This is a genomic window from Sulfitobacter brevis, from assembly GCF_900112755.1.
In the GTDB taxonomy this organism is placed as follows: domain Bacteria; phylum Pseudomonadota; class Alphaproteobacteria; order Rhodobacterales; family Rhodobacteraceae; genus Sulfitobacter; species Sulfitobacter brevis.
Window position 1 is genome coordinate 203,174 of the sequence record NZ_FOMW01000009.1, and the last position, 18,409, is coordinate 221,582.

Annotated in this window: 21 protein-coding genes and 1 tRNA gene; 12 read left to right on the forward strand and 10 right to left on the reverse strand. The window is 56.8% G+C overall.

Annotated elements, in window-relative coordinates; all coding sequences use genetic code 11:
• The first annotated feature begins 1 nt into the window (after position 1).
• Positions 2-289, forward strand: a complete 288-nt coding sequence (locus BM174_RS13735) for a DUF1330 domain-containing protein (RefSeq protein WP_093924421.1) — start codon at positions 2-4, stop codon at positions 287-289.
• Between the two features lie 66 nt (positions 290-355).
• Here the strand turns inward: BM174_RS13735 and typA are convergent, their stop codons facing one another.
• The 3 genes from typA to BM174_RS13750 all read right to left on the reverse strand — a co-directional run bounded on the left by typA (position 356) and on the right by BM174_RS13750 (position 3,107).
• Positions 356-2,176, reverse strand: a complete 1,821-nt coding sequence (gene typA / locus BM174_RS13740) for a translational GTPase TypA (protein WP_093924422.1) — start codon at positions 2,174-2,176, stop codon at positions 356-358.
• A 103-nt stretch (positions 2,177-2,279) separates the two neighbouring features.
• On the reverse strand, positions 2,280-2,615 hold the full coding sequence (locus BM174_RS13745; protein WP_093924423.1) for a DMT family transporter: 336 nt from the start codon (positions 2,613-2,615) through the stop codon (positions 2,280-2,282).
• A 33-nt stretch (positions 2,616-2,648) separates the two neighbouring features.
• Complete coding sequence (locus BM174_RS13750) at positions 2,649-3,107, reverse strand: Lrp/AsnC family transcriptional regulator (protein WP_093924424.1); 459 nt, start codon at positions 3,105-3,107, stop codon at positions 2,649-2,651.
• A gap of 119 nt (positions 3,108-3,226) precedes the next feature.
• Here BM174_RS13750 and BM174_RS13755 point away from each other — a divergent pair, with 119 nt between their 5' ends.
• On the forward strand, positions 3,227-3,475 hold the full coding sequence (locus tag BM174_RS13755) for a DUF6356 family protein (RefSeq protein WP_093924425.1): 249 nt from the start codon (positions 3,227-3,229) through the stop codon (positions 3,473-3,475).
• Between the two features lie 63 nt (positions 3,476-3,538).
• Here the strand turns inward: BM174_RS13755 and BM174_RS13760 are convergent, their stop codons facing one another.
• From BM174_RS13760 to BM174_RS13780, 5 genes are all read right to left on the reverse strand, one after another.
• Positions 3,539-4,471, reverse strand: coding sequence for a hypothetical protein (locus BM174_RS13760; protein ID WP_143092459.1), 933 nt, complete (start codon positions 4,469-4,471; stop codon positions 3,539-3,541).
• Positions 4,472-4,743: 272 nt separating this feature from the next.
• On the reverse strand, positions 4,744-5,958 hold the full coding sequence (locus tag BM174_RS13765) for an NADP-dependent isocitrate dehydrogenase (protein ID WP_093924427.1): 1,215 nt from the start codon (positions 5,956-5,958) through the stop codon (positions 4,744-4,746).
• A gap of 114 nt (positions 5,959-6,072) precedes the next feature.
• Positions 6,073-6,666 (reverse strand): HD domain-containing protein, encoded by a 594-nt coding sequence (locus tag BM174_RS13770; protein WP_093924428.1) that lies wholly within the window; start codon positions 6,664-6,666, stop codon positions 6,073-6,075.
• Positions 6,663-6,911: a hypothetical protein gene (locus tag BM174_RS13775; protein WP_093924429.1), complete on the reverse strand. Its 249-nt coding sequence runs from the start codon at positions 6,909-6,911 to the stop codon at positions 6,663-6,665. Before BM174_RS13775 ends, BM174_RS13770 begins: the two co-directional genes overlap by 4 nt.
• Complete coding sequence (locus BM174_RS13780) at positions 6,911-7,564, reverse strand: alpha/beta hydrolase (protein WP_093924430.1); 654 nt, start codon at positions 7,562-7,564, stop codon at positions 6,911-6,913. Before BM174_RS13780 ends, BM174_RS13775 begins: the two co-directional genes overlap by 1 nt.
• A 173-nt stretch (positions 7,565-7,737) precedes the next feature.
• On the opposite strand from BM174_RS13780, the gene iscR reads away from it, so the two are divergent.
• From iscR to BM174_RS13835, 10 genes are all read left to right on the forward strand, one after another.
• The gene (gene iscR / locus BM174_RS13785) at positions 7,738-8,199 is read left to right on the forward strand and encodes a Fe-S cluster assembly transcriptional regulator IscR (protein WP_093924431.1); all 462 of its coding nucleotides are present in this window, start codon (positions 7,738-7,740) and stop codon (positions 8,197-8,199) included.
• Between the two features lie 93 nt (positions 8,200-8,292).
• Positions 8,293-9,438, forward strand: a complete 1,146-nt coding sequence (locus BM174_RS13790; RefSeq protein WP_425442369.1) for a cysteine desulfurase family protein — start codon at positions 8,293-8,295, stop codon at positions 9,436-9,438.
• 33 nt (positions 9,439-9,471) lie between these two features.
• Complete coding sequence (sufB, locus tag BM174_RS13795) at positions 9,472-10,995, forward strand: Fe-S cluster assembly protein SufB (protein ID WP_093924458.1); 1,524 nt, start codon at positions 9,472-9,474, stop codon at positions 10,993-10,995.
• A gap of 137 nt (positions 10,996-11,132) precedes the next feature.
• Positions 11,133-11,888 carry a Fe-S cluster assembly ATPase SufC gene (gene sufC / locus BM174_RS13800; protein WP_093924433.1) on the forward strand — a complete coding sequence of 252 codons (756 nt, stop codon included), beginning with the start codon at positions 11,133-11,135 and terminating at the stop codon, positions 11,886-11,888.
• The gene (locus BM174_RS13805) at positions 11,888-13,168 is read left to right on the forward strand and encodes a SufB/SufD family protein (protein WP_093924434.1); all 1,281 of its coding nucleotides are present in this window, start codon (positions 11,888-11,890) and stop codon (positions 13,166-13,168) included. The genes sufC and BM174_RS13805 overlap by 1 nt, the downstream gene beginning before the upstream one ends.
• Complete coding sequence (locus tag BM174_RS13810; protein WP_093924435.1) at positions 13,168-13,653, forward strand: YIP1 family protein; 486 nt, start codon at positions 13,168-13,170, stop codon at positions 13,651-13,653. The genes BM174_RS13805 and BM174_RS13810 overlap by 1 nt, the downstream gene beginning before the upstream one ends.
• Positions 13,650-14,240, forward strand: a complete 591-nt coding sequence (locus BM174_RS13815) for a YIP1 family protein (protein ID WP_093924436.1) — start codon at positions 13,650-13,652, stop codon at positions 14,238-14,240. The genes BM174_RS13810 and BM174_RS13815 overlap by 4 nt, the downstream gene beginning before the upstream one ends.
• Positions 14,233-15,453 (forward strand): cysteine desulfurase, encoded by a 1,221-nt coding sequence (locus BM174_RS13820; RefSeq protein ID WP_093924437.1) that lies wholly within the window; start codon positions 14,233-14,235, stop codon positions 15,451-15,453. The genes BM174_RS13815 and BM174_RS13820 overlap by 8 nt, the downstream gene beginning before the upstream one ends.
• Positions 15,454-15,709: 256 nt before the next feature.
• Positions 15,710-15,786, forward strand: a tRNA-Arg gene (locus BM174_RS13825).
• Positions 15,787-16,347: 561 nt separating this feature from the next.
• On the forward strand, positions 16,348-16,602 hold the full coding sequence (locus BM174_RS13835; protein ID WP_093924439.1) for a P-loop NTPase family protein: 255 nt from the start codon (positions 16,348-16,350) through the stop codon (positions 16,600-16,602).
• Positions 16,603-16,635: 33 nt separating this feature from the next.
• On the opposite strand, the gene BM174_RS13840 is transcribed toward BM174_RS13835, so the two are convergent.
• On the reverse strand, positions 16,636-17,370 hold the full coding sequence (locus tag BM174_RS13840) for a plasmid recombination protein (RefSeq protein ID WP_093924440.1): 735 nt from the start codon (positions 17,368-17,370) through the stop codon (positions 16,636-16,638).
• Positions 17,371-18,113: 743 nt separating this feature from the next.
• On the reverse strand, positions 18,114-18,409 hold a 296-nt coding region (locus BM174_RS13845; RefSeq protein WP_177209489.1), incomplete at its 5' end, for an ATP-binding protein.

Genomic DNA, 18,409 nt, shown 5'->3' on the forward strand with positions numbered 1-18,409 from the left:
AATGGGCGCTCTGTGGATTGCACATGTAACCGTGACCGACGAAGACGCGTACAAAAAATATGCCGAAGGTGCAACGAAGGCGATTGCCGCGCATGGCGGTACCTTCATCGCACGGGGCGGCAAGTTTGTTCAGCTTGAAGGCAAAGAGCGTCCGCGCAACGTGGTTGCCCGTTTTCCCGATGTGGAAACGGCTGAAAAATGTTATCATTCAACGGAGTATCAGGCGGCTATGGAGTTTGCGCGGGGCGCATCCGAGCGGGAGCTGATGATCATCGAGACCAGCGAATAAGATCGCTTCTCAATTAGCGGCATAGAAAAAGGGTCCGAGGTTCATACCTCGGACCCTTTTTTAGTTTTAGGCAGATTTGGACATCCGCTTGCGCTCGTGCGGGTCCAGATAGCGCTTGCGCAGACGGATCGCATTAGGCGTCACTTCGACCAATTCATCATCGTCGATATAGGCAATCGCCTGTTCCAGCGACAGGGTGATCGGCGTGGTCAGACGCACAGCTTCGTCGGTGCCGCTTGCGCGCACGTTGGTCAGCTGCTTACCTTTCAGCGGGTTCACTTCGAGATCGTTCTCGCGGGAATGTTCGCCGATGATCATGCCCTGATAGACGGCTTCCTGTGCACCGATGAAGAACCGGCCACGGTCTTCCAGCTTCCACAGGGCGTAGGACACCGAGCTGCCATTCTCCATGGAGATCAGCACGCCAGCACGACGGCCCGGGATCGGACCTTTGTGCGGTGCCCAGCTGTGGAACACACGGTTCAAAACGCCGGTACCGCGGGTATCAGTCAGGAATTCGCCATGATAGCCGATCAGACCACGCGACGGCACAAGTGCCACGATGCGGGTCTTGCCAGCACCGGCTGGTTTCATCTCGATCAGCTCGCCCTTGCGGGGGCCTGTCAGCTTTTCGATTACGGCGCCGGAGTAATCGTCATCCACGTCAATTGTGGCTTCTTCGATAGGCTCCAGCCGTTCGCCGTTTTCGCCCTGTTGGAACAGAACCTGCGGACGGGAAATCGAAAGCTCAAAGCCTTCGCGGCGCATGTTTTCGATCAAAACACCCATCTGGAGTTCGCCACGACCGGCAACTTCGAAGGCTTCACCACCGGGAGAATCGGTGATCTTGATCGCAACGTTGGATTCGGCTTCTTTCATCAAACGGTCACGGATAACGCGCGATTGGACCTTTTTGCCATCACGACCAGCAAGCGGGCTGTCGTTGATGCCGAAGGTCACAGTGATGGTTGGCGGATCGATCGGCTGCGCGGGCAGGGCGGTGTTGACGCTGGTGGCAACAATCGAGTCTGCCACGGTCGCTTTCGTCATGCCGGCGAGGGTAACAATATCGCCCGCTTCGGCCAGTTCGATAGGCTGCTGGCCCAAGCCGCGGAACGCCATGATCTTGGTAACGCGGAAGTTTTCGATCAGATCACCGGTACGTGCCAAAGCTTTGACAGTCTCGCCGGTCTTCAGCGTGCCCGCTTCGACGCGGCCAGTCAGGATGCGACCGATGAACGGGTCGGACCCCAGAGTGGTTGCCAACATCTGGAAAGGCTCGGCGCGGCGCGAAATCTGCGCAGGCGCGGGGACGTGTTTGATCACCAGATCAAACAGCGCATCAAGGTTCTTGCGTTCGCCGTCGAGCTCCATATCGGCCCAGCCAGAGCGACCTGATGCATACATATGCGGGAAATCGAGCTGTGCGTCATTGGCGCCGAGGTTGGCGAACAGATCAAAACACTCGTCCAACGCGCGGTCAGGTTCGGCGTCGGACTTGTCGACCTTGTTCAGAACAACAATCGGACGCAGGCCCAAAGCCAAGGCTTTGGAGGTCACGAATTTAGTTTGTGGCATCGGGCCTTCGGCAGCATCGACGAGCAGAACAACGCCATCAACCATCGACAAGATGCGCTCAACCTCGCCACCGAAATCGGCGTGGCCGGGGGTGTCGACGATATTGACGCGAACGCCCTTCCACTCAACGGAAGTCGCCTTTGCAAGGATCGTGATGCCGCGTTCGCGCTCAAGATCATTGCTGTCCATCGCGCGCTCAGTCGTTGCCTGATTTTCGCGATAGGTGCCGGATTGCTTGAGCAGCTCGTCCACAAGCGTCGTTTTGCCGTGGTCAACGTGAGCGATGATTGCGATATTGCGCAGGTCCATGAGTTCAGCCTTTGGTGAGGGTTGCCGCGCCAATAGCGTGCACGCGCAGCAAAGGCCAGCCAAAAAGCGGCTCTGCGGTTAACCTGCGCTCATTCATGCCGCCTTAATGGGGTGTGGCGGTCGAGAATAGGTGGATGACGGTAATACCCGCCACGATCAATAAAAGGCCCAAGATCGCCGGAAGATCAAGTCTCTGACCGAACAAAACAAACCCGATCCCGGCGATCAGCACGATACCGAGGCCCGACCAGATCGCATAAACGATCCCGACAGGCATGGTTTTGAGCAAAAACGACAGCAGGTAAAACGAAATGCCATAAGCGATGACGGTGACAATCGCGGGACCGACCCGCGTGAACTGGTGGGATGCTTGTAGTGCGGTGGTGCCGATGGTCTCTGCCAAGATTGCGAAGAAAAGAATGAGATATTGAACGGGCATGGAGCGGTCCTTTCGCCAATGTAACAGCTTGCATTACAGCGGCAGTTCGGTTGTTTCCTTTATCTCTTCCATAACAAAGCTGGCGGATACATCCGAAATCGGCACTTTGCGGATAAGATGCTGGTACAACCTGTCGTAGTCGGCCATATCAGCCACCCGTGCGCGAATTAGATAGTCCAGATCGCCGGTCATCCGGTAGACCCCGATAATCTCCGGCATGCCACGGGTCGCGCGGGAGAACTGTTCAAGCCAGTCGGGCGCATGGGCATTGGTGCGGATCATCATGAATACGCACAGTGACAGCCCGAGCTTCACAGGGTCCAACAAGGTGACGCGGCCCTTGATCACGCCAGCGCCTTCCAGCGCGCGGATGCGTCGCCAGCACCCATTGCGCGACAGATGCACCGCCTGACCGAGCACCTCCAGCGACTGGGTGGCGTCACGTTGCAATTCACCTAATATGCGGCGGTCTATATCATCAAGTGTCACCATTATCGAAGCTATGCAGGAAATATTCCCCAAAACAAGGGCGGTTTCCAAAACTATGGGATTTTATCCCGCAGCCCCGCAGATACGGTTGGTTCAAATTAGCTGAGCCAAGGAGAGCCCCTATGATCGCCCGTGTATTTCTCAATCATCCAGCCGAAGTCGAAGAGACTTTCCTTCAGCATATGGCCTTTGCTTTGAAGTTTTCAGGGCTGCTGTTTGCCGCAGCAGGGGCGGCGCTGGTACATGCGCTCATACCGTGCCTGTTTGAGAAAACAGCCAGCAGCATCATCAAAAAGCTCTACATGCGGATGCAGAGCCGGCATGCGGCGGATTTATCTGCGTCGGTCGGGGATGCCTCGGCAGCCCACTGAAAGCGAAAAAAATGCGCCCCACAAATCGGGGACGCATTAAACTCGTTAAGAAAGAGTGTCGGATCAGAAGGTTTTAAAACCTGCAAAGATCCGGCCTTCGTCCCGGTGGCGACCACCAATTGCAGCGGCCCAGACCGATGCTGCGGCGGCGATCAACAGACCAGCAGCCAGTGCAAAACCGCTCAAGATCGCAGCTTTGCGGGCAGCATCGGCTGCGTCACGGGCAGTCTGCGCAGCTTCATCACGCACGGTGATGACTTCCTGTGCAGCAGCCTCAACACGCGCTTTTGCTTCGGATTCCGACAGGTTTGAGTTTTCTGCCAGTTCCGCTGCGAGATAGCTTGCGTCGCCTTCGGTCATTTCGCCGTTAACCGCAACATCCGCCAGAATGGTCGCGGATTGTGCAGACAGTTCTGCGTTCTGATCCAGCGTCACATCTGTGCCGCGCAACAGGCGGTTGTTGATGATCGCAAGCGGATCAACATCAACGCCTTGAACCCCACCAGGGGTTGCAGCCGCACCGGCGGCGCCAGCAGCACCCGCCGCAGCAGCGGTTTGACCCACAGCAGCAGCCGTATTGCCAACAGCGTTAAGCGCTGTGCCGACCGCGCCAGTTGCAATCCATGCGCCAACCAGAACAGCAAGTGCCCAGACAACAACGCCGTGGATGCTGTCACGCGCGGTGACCTCATCTGCGTGCGCACCGTCAACGCGGCGGCGCATACGGCCCGCAATGTACCCGCCAGCAGCATAGGACGCCACGACGGTTACCAGCATCCATGCGCCGACGATCACGAGCGCAAAGCCCGCTGAACCTTCGTTGGGTTGCGGGGAGACTGCTGTCAGCCCCAAGGTTGCTCCAAAGCCCGCAAAAAGCAGGCCGATGGCGGATGCCGATACCGCACCAGCGAAGATTGCTGGCCAGTCGACATAGGACCCATCATGCGAAGAACGCGGCGCTGATGCCGCTGTCATGCCTTCAGTACGACCCACCATTTCAGCTGAGCCCCAGCAGAGACAAAATCGCCAGTACGACGACCACGAGGCCCACAAGGTAAATAATTCCGCCCATCTTAGTTCTCCAGTCAATTAGGTCTTTTCATTAAAGTGTCTCGAACCGCCGGACCTGCGGGGCACACGCGCCAGAGCAGGGGGAAGTACGGATCACATCGCCCTCACAAACACGTGAAATCGCTAAAAGGTTCCCGCCAAAAAAAAAGACCCGCAGCGCGGGTCCTTTTAATCAAGTTACGTTTCGAGAGCTGGGTTTAGCCCGCAAGAGCCTTGCCGAGGTTGGCGTCAACTTTTTCTAGAAAGCCCATCGTGGTCAGCCAGCTTTGGTCCGGTCCGACCAACAAAGACAGATCCTTGGTCATGCTGCCCGCTTCGACGGTATCGACCACCACACGCTCCAGCGTTTCGGCAAAGTTGATCAAGGCTGTGTTGTTGTCGAGCTTGCCGCGATGCTTGAGCCCGCCAGTCCACGCATAGATCGACGCAATGGAGTTGGTCGAGGTTTCCTCGCCCTTCTGGTGCTGGCGGTAGTGGCGCGTGACGGTGCCGTGGGCGGCCTCGGCCTCGACGATCTTGCCATCGGGGGTCATCAACTGGCTGGTCATCAGACCGAGCGAGCCGAACCCCTGCGCCACAGTATCGGACTGCACATCGCCATCGTAGTTTTTGCAGGCCCAGACATAGCCGCCCGACCATTTCATCGCGGCCGCGACCATATCATCAATCAGGCGGTGTTCGTAGGTAATGCCCTTTTTCTTGAAGTCTTCGGCAAACTCGGCGTCGAAAATCTCCTGAAACAGGTCTTTGAACCGGCCGTCATAAGCTTTGAGGATGGTGTTCTTGGTCGAGAGATATACCGGCCAGCCGCGCGCCAAACCGTAGTTCAGCGAGGCGCGGGCGAAGTCGCGGATGGAATCGTCAAGGTTATACATCGCCATCGTGACACCGGCGGAGGGCGCGTCGAAAACCTCGCGTTCGATGGTCTCGCCGTCTTCACCGACAAATTTAATCGTCAGCTTGCCCTTGCCCGGAAAGCGGAAATCGGTGGCGCGGTATTGGTCGCCAAAAGCATGGCGGCCGACAACGATCGGGCGCGTCCACCCGGGCACAAGGCGGGGGACGTTTTTGCAAATAATCGGCTCGCGGAAAATCACACCGCCAAGGATGTTGCGGATGGTGCCATTGGGCGAGCGCCACATTTCCTTGAGGCCGAATTCTTCGACGCGCTGTTCATCTGGCGTGATTGTCGCGCATTTGACGCCGACGCCGTACTTCTTGATCGCTTCGGCGGCATCCACGGTAATCTGGTCATTGGTCTCGTCGCGGGTCTCGATGCCGAGATCGTAATACTTCAGATCAATGTCGAGATAGGGGATAATCAATTTTTTCTTGATGAAATCCCAGATGATGCGGGTCATTTCATCACCGTCGAGTTCGACGACCGGGTTCTCTACCTTGATCTTGGACATGGGGATGCTCCTGAATGTGGTTAAGCCAGCATGTAGCCTATCGCGGGCTACAGCGGAAGGCGGTATACCATTGTATGCAGATAATTGCCGCTCACGAATGAGGCTTTGCTGCGGCTAGGTCTGGTCGGTGGGCCGATTGGCGAAAAAGGTGGCAATCTTGGCTTTTGCAAAGGCCCAAAGTGCGGGTGCGCCAATGGCAATCTTGGCGCCGACCTTTTCGGCAATCTGGGTCTGGGAGACATTATAGTCATTCCAGCTGCCGCCGCCAGATTGCAGGTTCTGCATCGGTGGCTGGAACCGGTCTAGGGATTTGGCAAATTGGGCCGAAGCTGTCTTTGCGGCTTCGAACTCCTCCCAGATGCTGCGCAAATCAGCGCGTAGATCATCGGGAAGTAGGCCAAAGATGCGGTCGGCGGCGGCAAGTTCGCTGACCTGCATGGCTTGCGCATCATAGTCGCCGAAGATCGGATTATCGCCTGCGTCAATCTCGACAAGATCGTGCAGGATCAGCATCTTGATCACGCGAGTGATGTCGACATCCGGCCCTGCCTGATCGGCCAGCACCAGCGCATAGAGCGTCAGATGCCATGAGTGTTCGGCTGAATTTTCATAGCGCGAAGCATCACAAAGGGTTGTACCGCGCACGACCGACTTGAGCTTGTCCGCTTCATTGAGAAAGGCGATCTGCTGCTCAAGCCGTTCGGTCATTCCGGCGCGGTTTTGCTGGCTTGGGCACGATGCTCAGCCAGCTTCTTTTTCAGGAAGTTGCGGCCCTGAATTTCGGCCATCCGCACGCGGATCGCCGTCAGAAACGCTTCTTCCAGTGTTTGGCTCGAAGCGCCCAGCACGTCACCGACCTGCATGAACAAACGGTCCTCGCCAGTTGCAGTCTGCACAGCCAGACATTCCTCGGCCAGCTTGTTGGCCATTTCGGTGACTGCGGGATCGGCCATCAGCGCGACGTCTCGGTCAGGCGACGTTTGACGTAATCGGTGGTCGAGGTGATCAGCGTATCCATATGCGGCTCTTCAAAGAAGTGGCCGGCACCCTCGACTTCCTGATGGGTGATGGTGATGCCCTTTTGCTCGTGCAACTTGCCGACGAGGTTCACGGTATCAGCAGGCGGCGCCACGCGGTCGGCGGTACCATTGATCACCAGACCCGATGCGGGGCAGGGTGCGAGGAACGAGAAGTCGTACATGTTTGCAGGCGGTGCCACCGAGATGAAGCCGGTGATTTCGGGGCGGCGCATCAAAAGCTGCATCCCGATCCACGCGCCGAAGGAGAACCCGGCAACCCAGCAATGTTTGGAGTTGTTGTTCATCGACTGCAGATAATCGAGCGCCGATGCTGCATCGGACAATTCGCCAATGCCTTGATCGTATTCGCCCTGACTGCGACCAACACCGCGGAAATTGAACCGCAGCACGGTAAAGCCCATATTATAAAAGGCGTAATGCAGGTTATAGACGACCTTGTGATTCATTGTACCGCCAAACTGCGGATGCGGATGAAGCACGATGGCAATCGGTGCATCGCGTTCTTTTTGCGGGTGGTAGCGGCCTTCGAGGCGGCCTTCGGGTCCTGGAAAGATAACCTCGGGCATGGGCGTCCCTGTCTGGGGGTTCTTTGGGGTGTGGCGAATAGTTGACGAATTCGCTAAGACACCTTAGAACGGTTCTAATCTTGGGGCCGCGCAGGATGCGCGGGTCAGGCATTGCACTTAGGCATTTCGCGCGCCCGCGTCAATCAGATGGCGGTCGGATCAAAGGATTACGCATGAAGCTTTCGACCAAGGGGCGGTATGCCATGGTGGCGCTGGCCGATATTGCGTTGCAACCGGCTGACAAGCTGGTTTCGCTGGGAGACATTGCCGAGCGTCAGTCGATATCGTTGCCTTATCTGGAACAGTTGTTTGTGAAGCTGCGGCGTGCGGAGTTGGTGAAATCGGTTCGCGGTCCGGGGGGCGGCTATCGTTTGGCGCGTCCGGCGGCGGAAATCAGGGTTGTCGATGTGTTGGCGGCGGTCGACGAGATGCTGGATGCGATGCACAAAGGTGCGGGTGTTTCTGGTGGTTTGTCGGGAAGCCGCGCGCAGTCGCTGACCAATCGTCTTTGGGAGGGGCTAAGTGCACATGTCTATGTGTTCCTGCACCAGACGCGGCTTTCAGACATTATTACCAACGATCTGGTGCCTTGTCCGGCTGTTCCCAATCTATTTGCCGTGGTGGATGACGCGTGAAGGTGCGCCGAATCGACAGATATTTTGAGATGAAGGGGCGCTGCCCCCTCAAACTTACCCGGAGTTTATCCGGCCAAATGAAATGATGACGTGATGCGGACCTATCTGGATCATAACGCGACGACGCCTTTGCGGGCCGAGGCGCGGGCGGCGATGGTGGCGGCAATGGATGTGGCGGGTAATCCGTCCAGCGTTCATGCCGAGGGGCGCGCGGCCAAGATGCTGGTGGAGCGGGCGCGGGCGCAGGTGGCGGCCTTGGTCGGGTGCCTGCCGACTCAGGTAGTGTTTACCGGATCGGCAACGGAAGCGGCAGCGCTGGCTGTGGCCCAAAAGCACCGACATGGAGGGGTATTTGCGGCGCTGCCGACGGAGCACGATTGTTTGCGCGTGTGGAGCGAGGTGGAAATGCCTTCCCCCATTGGGCGCGATGGGGTGCCGTTAGCGGGTTTGCAAAAACAATTGTCAGACCTTGCAGGCGATCATTCTGTGGAACGTGCGGCTTTGGTGGCGATGTCGGCAGCAAATAGCGAGACGGGCATTTTGACCCATGCGGGCAAGGTACTGGGGAGCGTTGACGGCGCAAACGGCACGGCGGGCTACTCGGTCATTTGCGATATCACCCAGGTCGCAGGGAAGATGCCGGTGGTTTATGACGCTGCCACACCTTCCTATGCGATTTTGTCAGCCCATAAACTGGGCGGGCCAAAGGGTATTGGCGCTTTGATCAACTTCACACGGGAAGACCCCGAGCCGATGTTACGCGGTGGCGGACAGGAAATGGGGCGGCGATCCGGCACCGAGAATGTGATCGGGATTGCCGGTTTTGGCGCGGCGGCGGAGGCAGCATCACGTGACGTTGCGGCGGGGCGCTGGGAAGAGGTGGCCGAGCACCGCGATTTGTTGGAGCAGGCGGTTGAAGCTGCTTCAAAGGTGACTATTTTAGTTGGTAAAGATGCGCCACGGCTGCCAAACACGTCCTGCATGATCACCGCAGGCTGGAAGGGTGAGACGCAGGTCATACAAATGGACCTGTCGGGATTTGCGATTTCTGCGGGCTCGGCGTGCTCTTCGGGCAAGGTTCGGGCAAGTGCTGTGTTGCACGCCATGGGATATGATGAAACAGAAGCGTCGAGTGCGATCCGCGTGTCACTGGGGCTTGAAACAACAAGCGAACAGGTTTTGCGGTTTGCAGATAGCTGGGCGGCAAAGCTTGCCAAGCATGGAATACGGGCCGCCTGACGGCCAAACGAAAGGAACAGGGTCTTGGATACTATCACTCTGAACGAACAGAGCGGCGTCAAGGATGGCGTGGATCAAGACACCGTGGATGCGGTGCGTGAAGTCGGTGGCAAATACAAGCACGGCTGGTCCACCGACATCGAGATGGATTACGCCCCCAAGGGGCTGACGCCCGATATCGTGCGACTGATTTCGAAGAACAATGATGAGCCGGAATGGCTGACTGAATGGCGGCTGGCGGCCTATGATCGCTGGCTGACCAAGACAGAACCCACTTGGGCGATGGTCGATTACCCTGAGATCGACTTCCAAGACCAGTATTACTACGCGCGTCCCAAGAGCATGGCCGTAAAGCCCAAGTCACTGGACGAGGTCGACCCCAAGCTGCTTGCTACCTATGCCAAGCTGGGCATTCCACTGAAAGAACAGATGATCCTTGCTGGCATCGAGGGCGCGGAAAACGCACCTGCCGAGGGCCGCAAGGTTGCGGTTGATGCGGTGTTCGATTCCGTGTCTCTGGGTACCACGTTTCAAGACGAGTTGAAGAAGGCGGGCGTGATTTTCTGCTCGATCTCCGAGGCCGTACGTGAACACCCTGAACTGGTGAAGAAGTACCTCGGTACAGTCGTTCCGGTGAACGACAATTTCTATGCGACATTGAATTCCGCAGTGTTTTCAGATGGTTCTTTTGTGTATGTGCCGCCTGGCGTGCGCTGCCCGATGGAGCTGTCGACTTATTTCCGGATCAATGCCGAGAACACCGGCCAGTTCGAGCGTACTTTGATTATCGCTGACAAGGGCTCTTATGTGTCCTATCTCGAAGGCTGCACGGCGCCGCAACGTGACGAGTCGCAGTTGCACGCCGCTGTGGTCGAGATCATCATCGAAGAAGATGCAGAGGTGAAATATTCCACCGTTCAGAACTGGTATCCCGGTGACGAGAACGGCAAGGGCGGGATTTACAATTTTGTGACCAAACGTGCCGATTGCCGTGGCGACCGTGCCAAGGTGATGTGGACGCAGGTCGAAACCGGCTCTGCTGTGACGTGGAAATACCCGTCATGCATCTTGCGCGGCGACGATTCCCAAGGCGAGTTCTATTCCATCGCCATCGCCAATAACATGCAGCAGGCCGATACCGGCACCAAGATGATCCACCTCGGCAAGCGCACTAAATCGCGCATCGTGTCTAAAGGTATCTCGGCCGGCAAGGCGCAGAATACCTATCGCGGCTTGGTGTCAATGCACCCTAAGGCCAAGGAGTCGCGCAACTATACCCAGTGTGACAGCTTGTTGATTGGCAGCGAATGCGGGGCGCACACGGTGCCTTATATCGAGGTCAAAAATAACTCGAGCCGCGTGGAGCATGAGGCGACGACGTCGAAGGTCGATGATGACCAGCTGTTCTATTGCCGGTCGCGCGGGATGGATGAGGAAGAGGCCGTGGCGCTGGTAGTGAACGGGTTCTGCAAGGACGTGTTGCAGGCGCTGCCGATGGAATTTGCCATGGAAGCGCAAGCACTTGTGGCGATCTCGCTGGAAGGATCGGTCGGTTGACAATGGGATTTCTCGGGCGCTGAGCGCGCTCCGGACCTTTTGCGGCTAAACCGCTGGATAAATGCCGAAGTGGTGTCTGCGGGCGCCCTTGGAAACAGACAACACCGCGCCGGATCGCGGGAGTAAGGAAAGACATTATGCTGAGCATCAAGAACCTGCATGTAAAACTCGAAGATGAAGACAAGCAAATCCTCAAGGGCGTGAACCTTGAGGTCGAGGCGGGCAAGGTCCACGCGATTATGGGGCCGAATGGCTCTGGCAAGTCGACCCTCAGCTATGTGCTCTCGGGCAAGGGTGGCTATGAGGTCACGGACGGCACGGCGAAGCTGGAAGGTGTGGATCTTTTGGACATGGAGCCGGAAGAGCGCGCAGCGGCGGGCTTGTTTCTGGCGTTTCAATACCCCGTTGAAATTCCCGGTGTGGGCAACATGACCTTTCTGCGTACTGCGGTGAACGCACAGCGCAAGGCACGCGGCGAAGAGGAAATGTCAGCTTCCGAGTTCCTGAAGGTCGTGCGCGCCAAAGCGAAAGACTTACAGATCGACGCCGAGATGTTGAAGCGCCCTGTCAACATGGGCTTTTCCGGTGGTGAGAAAAAGCGCAACGAAATCCTGCAGATGGCGATGCTAGAGCCGAAGATGTGCATCTTGGACGAGACCGACTCCGGTTTGGATGTAGATGCCATGAAACTGGTCGCAGACGGCGTGAATGCGCTGCGCAGCGAAGGCCGTGGCTTTTTGGTAATCACCCACTACCAGCGTTTGCTTGACCATATTAAACCAGACGTTGTGCATATTATGTCAGATGGCCGGATCATTAAAAGTGGCGGTCCTGAATTGGCCTTGGACGTTGAACATAACGGTTACGCCGATATCAAGGCCGAGGTTGCCTAATGGCGGAAGCAGTCCAAAAACCGAACCCGACCGAAGAGATGATCGCCACGCTGGAGATGCCGAGTGCTGGTTGGTCTGTGGCCGCGCGTCAAAACGCGTTGACACGTCTGCGGGCCACTGGCTTGCCGCAACGGCGTGACGAATATTGGAAATACACCCGCCCAGATACGTTGATCCAACCGGTTGCTGAACCTGCCGCGGTGTTTGAAAATGACGAAGCGCAGCTGTTTGACGATGTTGACCGGCTGAAAATCGTCTTTGTCGACGGTACTTTTGATGCAGACGCCTCAGACGATTTGGCGCTGGACGGGATCACGATAGACCGCTTGGAGCAGACAGATGCTGATTTGCATTGGGCGCGCGACCTCTATGGCACGCTGGAGCAGAACGGCCAGACACCAGTGGCACGCCCGCTTGCAGCGCTGAACACAGCCTTTGCCAGCGACGGTGTATTGATCCATGTAACATCCACACCAAGCAAGCCGGTAAGCATTATTTATCGTCACGCATCAACGACTTCCGACGCGATCCTCCACCACTTTGTAAAGGTCGACTCGGGTGCTGAACTGACTTTACTGGAGAACGGTCCCGCCGCCGCACGTTTGAACAAAGTGATGGAGATTGATGTCGCGGATGACGCAGCATTCCACCACGTGCGGGCCCAGGGGCGCGATCATGAGCGCCGCGCCGCAACCCATATCTTTGCGCGTCTTGGCGCACGATCCTTGTTCAAAAGCTTCACAGTCACGGTGAACGGCGTCATGACCCGCAATGATTGTATCATTGAGTTGACGGGCGATGACGCCTCGGCCCATGTCGCTGGCGCCTGCGTCGGCGATGGGGCTTTCCATCACGATGACACGGTTTTCGTTACCCATGACGCGGTAAATTGCGAGAGCCGTCAGGTTTTCAAAAAAGTGCTCCGCAACGGCGCGACAGGTGTATTTCAGGGTAAAATTCTGGTTAAGGCCGGCGCGCAAAAGACCGATGGTTATCAGATCAGCCAGTCTTTGCTGCTCGACGAAGACAGCCAATTCCTCGCCAAGCCCGAACTTGAGATCTACGCCGATGATGTGGCCTGTTCGCATGGTTCGACTTCCGGCGCGATCGACGAGGAAGCGCTGTTTTACTTGCGCGCACGGGGCGTCAGCAAAAACGAAGCGACAGATTTGCTAACCCTGTCATTCCTTGCCGAAGCTGTGGAGGAGATCGCTCAGGAATCGCTGCGCGACCAGATCAATGGCCGCCTCGCGTCCTGGCTTGGCCGTCGCAGCGACTGATGGCGGCGACACGCGATATTGTTGCCACGTATCGGGGGCCGGGCCGCGTTGTGCGCCGGTTACTCGGCGACGGGCTGCGCGAAGATCGGGCGCTGATCTATTTGATGATCGGCTGCCTGATGGTGTTCGTGGCGCAAACGCCGCGTTTGGCAAGACAAGCCTGGCAGACGGGCGAGGACCTTGGCATGTTGATGGGAGCAACGCTTTTGGCGTGGCTGTTTATCGCGCCGCTGGTGTTCTACATCCTGGCGGGCGTCAGCCAATTGGTGCTGCGGATTTTTGGTGTTAAGACAAGCGCTTATGCAACACGCATGGCGCTGTTCTGGGCGTTGCTGGCCTCCTCTCCGGTGATCCTGCTCTGGGGTCTGACGGCAGGGTTCATCGGCGACGGGCTAGAGATGACGGCCGTTGGTATCCTATGGGTCGCGATCTTTGCGTGGTTCTGGATTGGCGGCCTGACAGGCGCTTTGCGAGCCACATCATGATCGATATTGATTTCAAAGCACTGGCGTTGCTCACACTGCGCGATCCGCGTGCAGCGGCACAGCAAATCATCGGCTTTAACTTTCCGCGCGATGTTCTGTGGACAGGTTTAGCGCTGGTAGCTTTGGCAAATACGGTGATTATCGTGCTGCTGCTGGCCATGTCACCGCCCAATATTGCCTTGCCAAGCTACTTCGACGCGCCGCTGGCGATGTTCGTGCTGCTTGCGGGCACATCGGTGGTGTATATCCACGCGATCTACTGGACGGGCGTCGCCATCGGCGGCAAAGGCAGTCTGCTTGATGTTGTGGCGCTGGTGGTTTGGCTTTTAGTGCTGCGGGTTGCGGCTCAGTTAGCCGTGGTGATCCTTACGCTTGCTGCACCCATGCTGGCGCTACTGTTGTCGCTCGTTGTCTCTGTCTGGGGTTTTTGGATCATGTTGAACTTCATCTCTGAAGCCCTTCATCTTCCTACCCTTTTTCATGCATTTGCAGTGCTTGTGATCGGGGCTATTGGGCTGGTCCTGGGCTTAGGGTTCTTGTTGACACTGATCGGGCTGAGCGCCCAAGGGGTATTTGCACATGTATGACGTCATGCAGGTCCGCAGCCAGTTTCCCATTCTGTCGCGCGAAGTGAATGGAAAACCGCTGGTTTACCTCGACAATGGCGCCTCGGCGCAAAAGCCGCAGGTGGTGATTGATGCGGTGACCCAAGGCTACACTTCTGAGTATTCGAACGTTCACAGAGGCTTACACTTCCTTTCTAATCTGGCGACGGACAAATATGAAGGTGTCCGTGCCACGGTTGCGCGGTTTCTCAATGCGCCCAATGAAGAAAGTATCGTCCTGAACACCGGCACCACGATGGGCATCAATCTTGTAGCCTATGGTTGGGCGATGCCGCGCATGCAGGCGGGGGACGAGATTGTGCTGAGCGTGATGGAGCATCACGCGAATATCGTGCCCTGGCATTTCCTGCGTGAGCGGCAAGGCATTGTCTTGAAATGGGTCGATGTTGATAGCACCGGCGCTTTGGACCCGCAGTCCGTGATCGATGCGATCGGACCCAAGACAAAGCTCGTGGCAATTTCTCATCTATCTAACGTGTTAGGTACCAAGGTTGATGTGAAAGCCATCACTACCGCAGCGCATGCAAAGGGCGTGCCGGTGCTGGTAGATGGCTCGCAGGCTGCTGTTCATATGCCCGTGGACGTGGCAGACATCGGCTGTGATTTCTATTCGATCACCGGGCACAAACTCTATGGTCCATCAGGGTCGGGCGCGATCTATATCAAGCCTGGGCGGATGGCCGAGATGCGTCCGTTTATCGGTGGCGGTGATATGATCCGCGAAGTCACCAAAGAAGAGGTGACCTATAACGACCCGCCGATGAAGTTCGAGGCAGGCACACCGGGCATAGTCGCTACCATCGGGCTGGGCGTGGCGCTTGAGTACATGATGGACCTCGGAATGGAGAATATCGCCACCCATGAGGATGCCATACGGGATTATGCGGTGGCGCGTCTTGGCGGGCTGAACTGGCTACAGATCCAGGGCACCACACCTGACAAAGCGGCGATCTTCAGCTTTACACTGGACGGTGCGGCCCACGCGCACGACATCTCGACCATTCTGGATAAGAAGGGGGTCGCTGTGCGAGCGGGTCAACATTGCGCCGCGCCCTTGATGACACACATGGGCGTCACAGCGACCTGCCGCGCGTCCTTCGGTCTCTATAACACCAAGGCCGAGGTCGACACGCTGGTCGAGGCGCTCGAACTGGCGCATGAGCTTTTCGCCTAAGCTACGGTAAACACCGATTTTCGGGGCAGGGCGCGCGATGCCAGATTGTTGCGCAAAGTGCTGTCCCGACCATTGCGGGCGCTTGGTCACTCGGGTATAGAACTGCCATACCGGCATGCACCCATAGCTCAGCTGGATAGAGCGCTGCCCTCCGAAGGCGAACGGGTAAAGTTGCAACGTGTTGAAAGGTAAGGTATAAATTAGAGCGTAGAAGTTGGTCTCGCAAAGAAACTGCACTGAAACGCTCTGTATAGATGGTCCCATAGCTCAGCTGGATAGAGTGCTCGCCTCCGAAGCGAGAGGTCGCTGGTTCGAATCCAGCTGGGACCACCACCGTTTTCACCTGCCAACGAAAGCGAATGTATGCGCTAGATGTAGCAATAGCTTGCGCAAAAATGTGTCCAGAAAGCAGTTGCGGCAATACTTTATCTTTTATTTCATGTATTTATGACTAAGTTCCTCATATAGTTGAGGTTGTCTGTCCGGGTGGCTTTCGCGCATATTTGACACGCCGTTTGCTATCCTTCCAATGAATGGCACCAAGATTCTCAAGGATCCGGATCCTCTCGCTTAACCCAAGGCAGCCCTTCGCTGTCGAGTGCCGGTCGCCAAAATGCTGGCGAACCGGCCAAGAGAGGGCATCAAATGCCACGCATCAAATTTGCCGACGTGAGATTCCCGGACCCGAATGCCCCGTCGGTCTTTGACATTGAACATCGGTTAAAACAGCACCCGATCAATTTCCGAGAGAAGATGGGCAAATGCAAACCAGACAATCAAATCTCTGACCGAGATCGGCGCAATATTCTGCGGAAAGATAGCAGCCTACAGGGATGCGGTTTCCCGTAGATCGGGCATGGTCCATGTTGCTGACAAGACCGGCAGAGGCTGGAGGTGTTCCGCCACGGCGCAAAACTAATTTCTGTCGAATCCGAACACCGCGCCGACGAGATTGCTGCTGCCGTCCATTCTGAGATGCTTTGGATGGCAGCAGCAACGGCGATGATCTTGCAGGACATGCGGGCATCGGTGCGCAGCGGCGATCCGGCACCGCGTTTGAGACCTCTGCTCTTCGTAAGGCCACCCGGTATTGGGAAAACCTACTGGGCCCGCTCTTTGGCGCAGCATCTGATGGTGCCGCATCAGTGATTGAAGATACCGCCGAACCCGCTTCATTTTTAGTCACGGTTCAGCAGGGCGAACATGGCGCCGTTTTTCCGGTGGGGCTTTCCCGTTGTTCAGCGCCTCGCGGATCGCCTGCTTGCGGGTTTCCCCGCGCGTCAGGCCAATTTCGCTGAACCAAGTGCCAACGCTGTCTTGTGCCGCCTCGTAATCCTTGATCAGCGGATGAATGGAGGGTTGGAGCACACTGCACTCCACCCCGTGTTTATGCACGGTCGCGCGGGGCATGATCACCGCATGGATGTGATACGCCTGTTCATCTGTATCCGCCCGGGCGTGGATGACATCATCACCGAAATTCGCTTTCAACCACGCAACAGCGCGCTCCTCGAGCTGCTTCTCTCGGGCTGTATTGAAAAGCTCAGCACTGTCCTCGGTTACTTCGAACCAGTCCTTGTTGGCGGTCAGTAGGACTTCCCGCAACGGGCCATGCCGGGATGCGCGCCAAGGATCACGCGGCCCTTCGATGCGGCGTTTTTTCAAATCTTTGCGCCGGTTGCGACGGTCCAAGTCGGTCAGCTCTGCAGCAAAGGTTTCCATCTTGATCAGCTTGATTTCGGCCAGCGCTTCCTCCGCCCAGGTTTCTGTTCCGATCAGAAGCCGTGGCTTTGGCTTGTCGCGGTCAATGTGCCCCAGATCCCCATACTTGCGATAGCGATGGGCCTGATATCCGCTGATATCGCTTGGATCCATTCCCGCATACCGCAAGACTACAGGGTGTTTTTTCGCCGCCATTTTTGATCTCCAGACTATGAGATCAGAACATCGGTCGATGGTTCGGGCGCCGTGAGGAATCTTAAGCAGAAAGTTAAGCGGGGGTGGAGGGAGATTACTCACTAAACAGCCCGCACTCCGGCGCCTACGGCACCTCTGTTCGGCCTGCCGTTCGCCAGGGGCAAGCCCCTGGACCCTGGCCGCCTGCGGCGACCTTGGGAGACGTCCAACTCTCCCAAACCCTCACGGGACCTTCAGCCCGAGAAAGGGAGGTTTCGCCCACCCCTTTCATCCCCACTCGCAGGGTCGTCGTTCGCCACTCCCCTGCACCCCCTGGCAGCCTGTCCGGCTTGGACCAAAGAGGGGACTTCCCTCTCTGGACACTCCAAGGCAAGGACCACTCGCCGTCTGTCCCTGCACCCTCTCAGGCGTCTCCGACGGTTAATCGGCACTTGCTGGTATCGGCCAAAGCCGACGATCGCTCCGGTTCATGAACGACGAACATCCTATAAATCGTGGGAATGCTGCGTTTCCTCTTTTGAGACAATTAAGGGCAAATTATCTAACAACAGCTTTATGTGTCGACGGACCACCGATAACACTATTAGGGCCACCCAGTTTATGAAAATCTTTGCTCGCGCTTAATTGGTTGCCGTGAAATCTGAATAGTCTACGATAACCCAAAAAAAGGGCTAGAGATGACAATCCCAATATCTATAGCGCGACAATCTGGGTGAGACGGCGGCGACAATCATGATGAGATTCTATGTCGCGGCATCTGTGACGATATCATCGTTATTGCCGTCGGCAAGATTTTCTTCGTCTGTTGTTTGTCGCTCCGCGTCAATCAGCGGTGTGTTGTTGATTGTCGCGTATGTGGCAGGCCTGCCTCGCTTGCGTTTGGCTTCGAGCGCGGATCGCCGCCGGTAGCTCTCGACATTCATTTCGAAGATGGTCGCATGATGAACAAGCCTGTCGACGGCCGCGAGTGTCATGGCGGGATCGGGGAAGACCCTGTTCCATTCGCCGAACGGCTGATTGGCGGTGATCAGAGTGGAGC

Excerpts from the sequence above, each read along its gene's own strand:
- BM174_RS13735 (WP_093924421.1), top strand. The coding sequence starts at position 2 with ATGGGCGCTCTGTGGATTGCACATGTAACCGTGACCGACGAAGACGCG.
- typA (WP_093924422.1), bottom strand. The coding sequence starts at position 2,176 with ATGGACCTGCGCAATATCGCAATCATCGCTCACGTTGACCACGGCAAA.
- BM174_RS13745 (WP_093924423.1), bottom strand. The coding sequence starts at position 2,615 with ATGCCCGTTCAATATCTCATTCTTTTCTTCGCAATCTTGGCAGAGACC.
- BM174_RS13750 (WP_093924424.1), bottom strand. The coding sequence starts at position 3,107 with ATGGTGACACTTGATGATATAGACCGCCGCATATTAGGTGAATTGCAA.
- BM174_RS13755 (WP_093924425.1), top strand. The coding sequence starts at position 3,227 with ATGATCGCCCGTGTATTTCTCAATCATCCAGCCGAAGTCGAAGAGACT.
- BM174_RS13760 (WP_143092459.1), bottom strand. The coding sequence starts at position 4,471 with ATGGTGGGTCGTACTGAAGGCATGACAGCGGCATCAGCGCCGCGTTCT.
- BM174_RS13765 (WP_093924427.1), bottom strand. The coding sequence starts at position 5,958 with ATGTCCAAGATCAAGGTAGAGAACCCGGTCGTCGAACTCGACGGTGAT.
- BM174_RS13770 (WP_093924428.1), bottom strand. The coding sequence starts at position 6,666 with ATGACCGAACGGCTTGAGCAGCAGATCGCCTTTCTCAATGAAGCGGAC.
- BM174_RS13775 (WP_093924429.1), bottom strand. The coding sequence starts at position 6,911 with ATGGCCGATCCCGCAGTCACCGAAATGGCCAACAAGCTGGCCGAGGAA.
- BM174_RS13780 (WP_093924430.1), bottom strand. The coding sequence starts at position 7,564 with ATGCCCGAGGTTATCTTTCCAGGACCCGAAGGCCGCCTCGAAGGCCGC.
- iscR (WP_093924431.1), top strand. The coding sequence starts at position 7,738 with ATGAAGCTTTCGACCAAGGGGCGGTATGCCATGGTGGCGCTGGCCGAT.
- BM174_RS13790 (WP_425442369.1), top strand. The coding sequence starts at position 8,293 with ATGCGGACCTATCTGGATCATAACGCGACGACGCCTTTGCGGGCCGAG.
- sufC (WP_093924433.1), top strand. The coding sequence starts at position 11,133 with ATGCTGAGCATCAAGAACCTGCATGTAAAACTCGAAGATGAAGACAAG.
- BM174_RS13805 (WP_093924434.1), top strand. The coding sequence starts at position 11,888 with ATGGCGGAAGCAGTCCAAAAACCGAACCCGACCGAAGAGATGATCGCC.
- BM174_RS13810 (WP_093924435.1), top strand. The coding sequence starts at position 13,168 with ATGGCGGCGACACGCGATATTGTTGCCACGTATCGGGGGCCGGGCCGC.
- BM174_RS13815 (WP_093924436.1), top strand. The coding sequence starts at position 13,650 with ATGATCGATATTGATTTCAAAGCACTGGCGTTGCTCACACTGCGCGAT.
- BM174_RS13820 (WP_093924437.1), top strand. The coding sequence starts at position 14,233 with ATGTATGACGTCATGCAGGTCCGCAGCCAGTTTCCCATTCTGTCGCGC.
- BM174_RS13840 (WP_093924440.1), bottom strand. The coding sequence starts at position 17,370 with ATGGCGGCGAAAAAACACCCTGTAGTCTTGCGGTATGCGGGAATGGAT.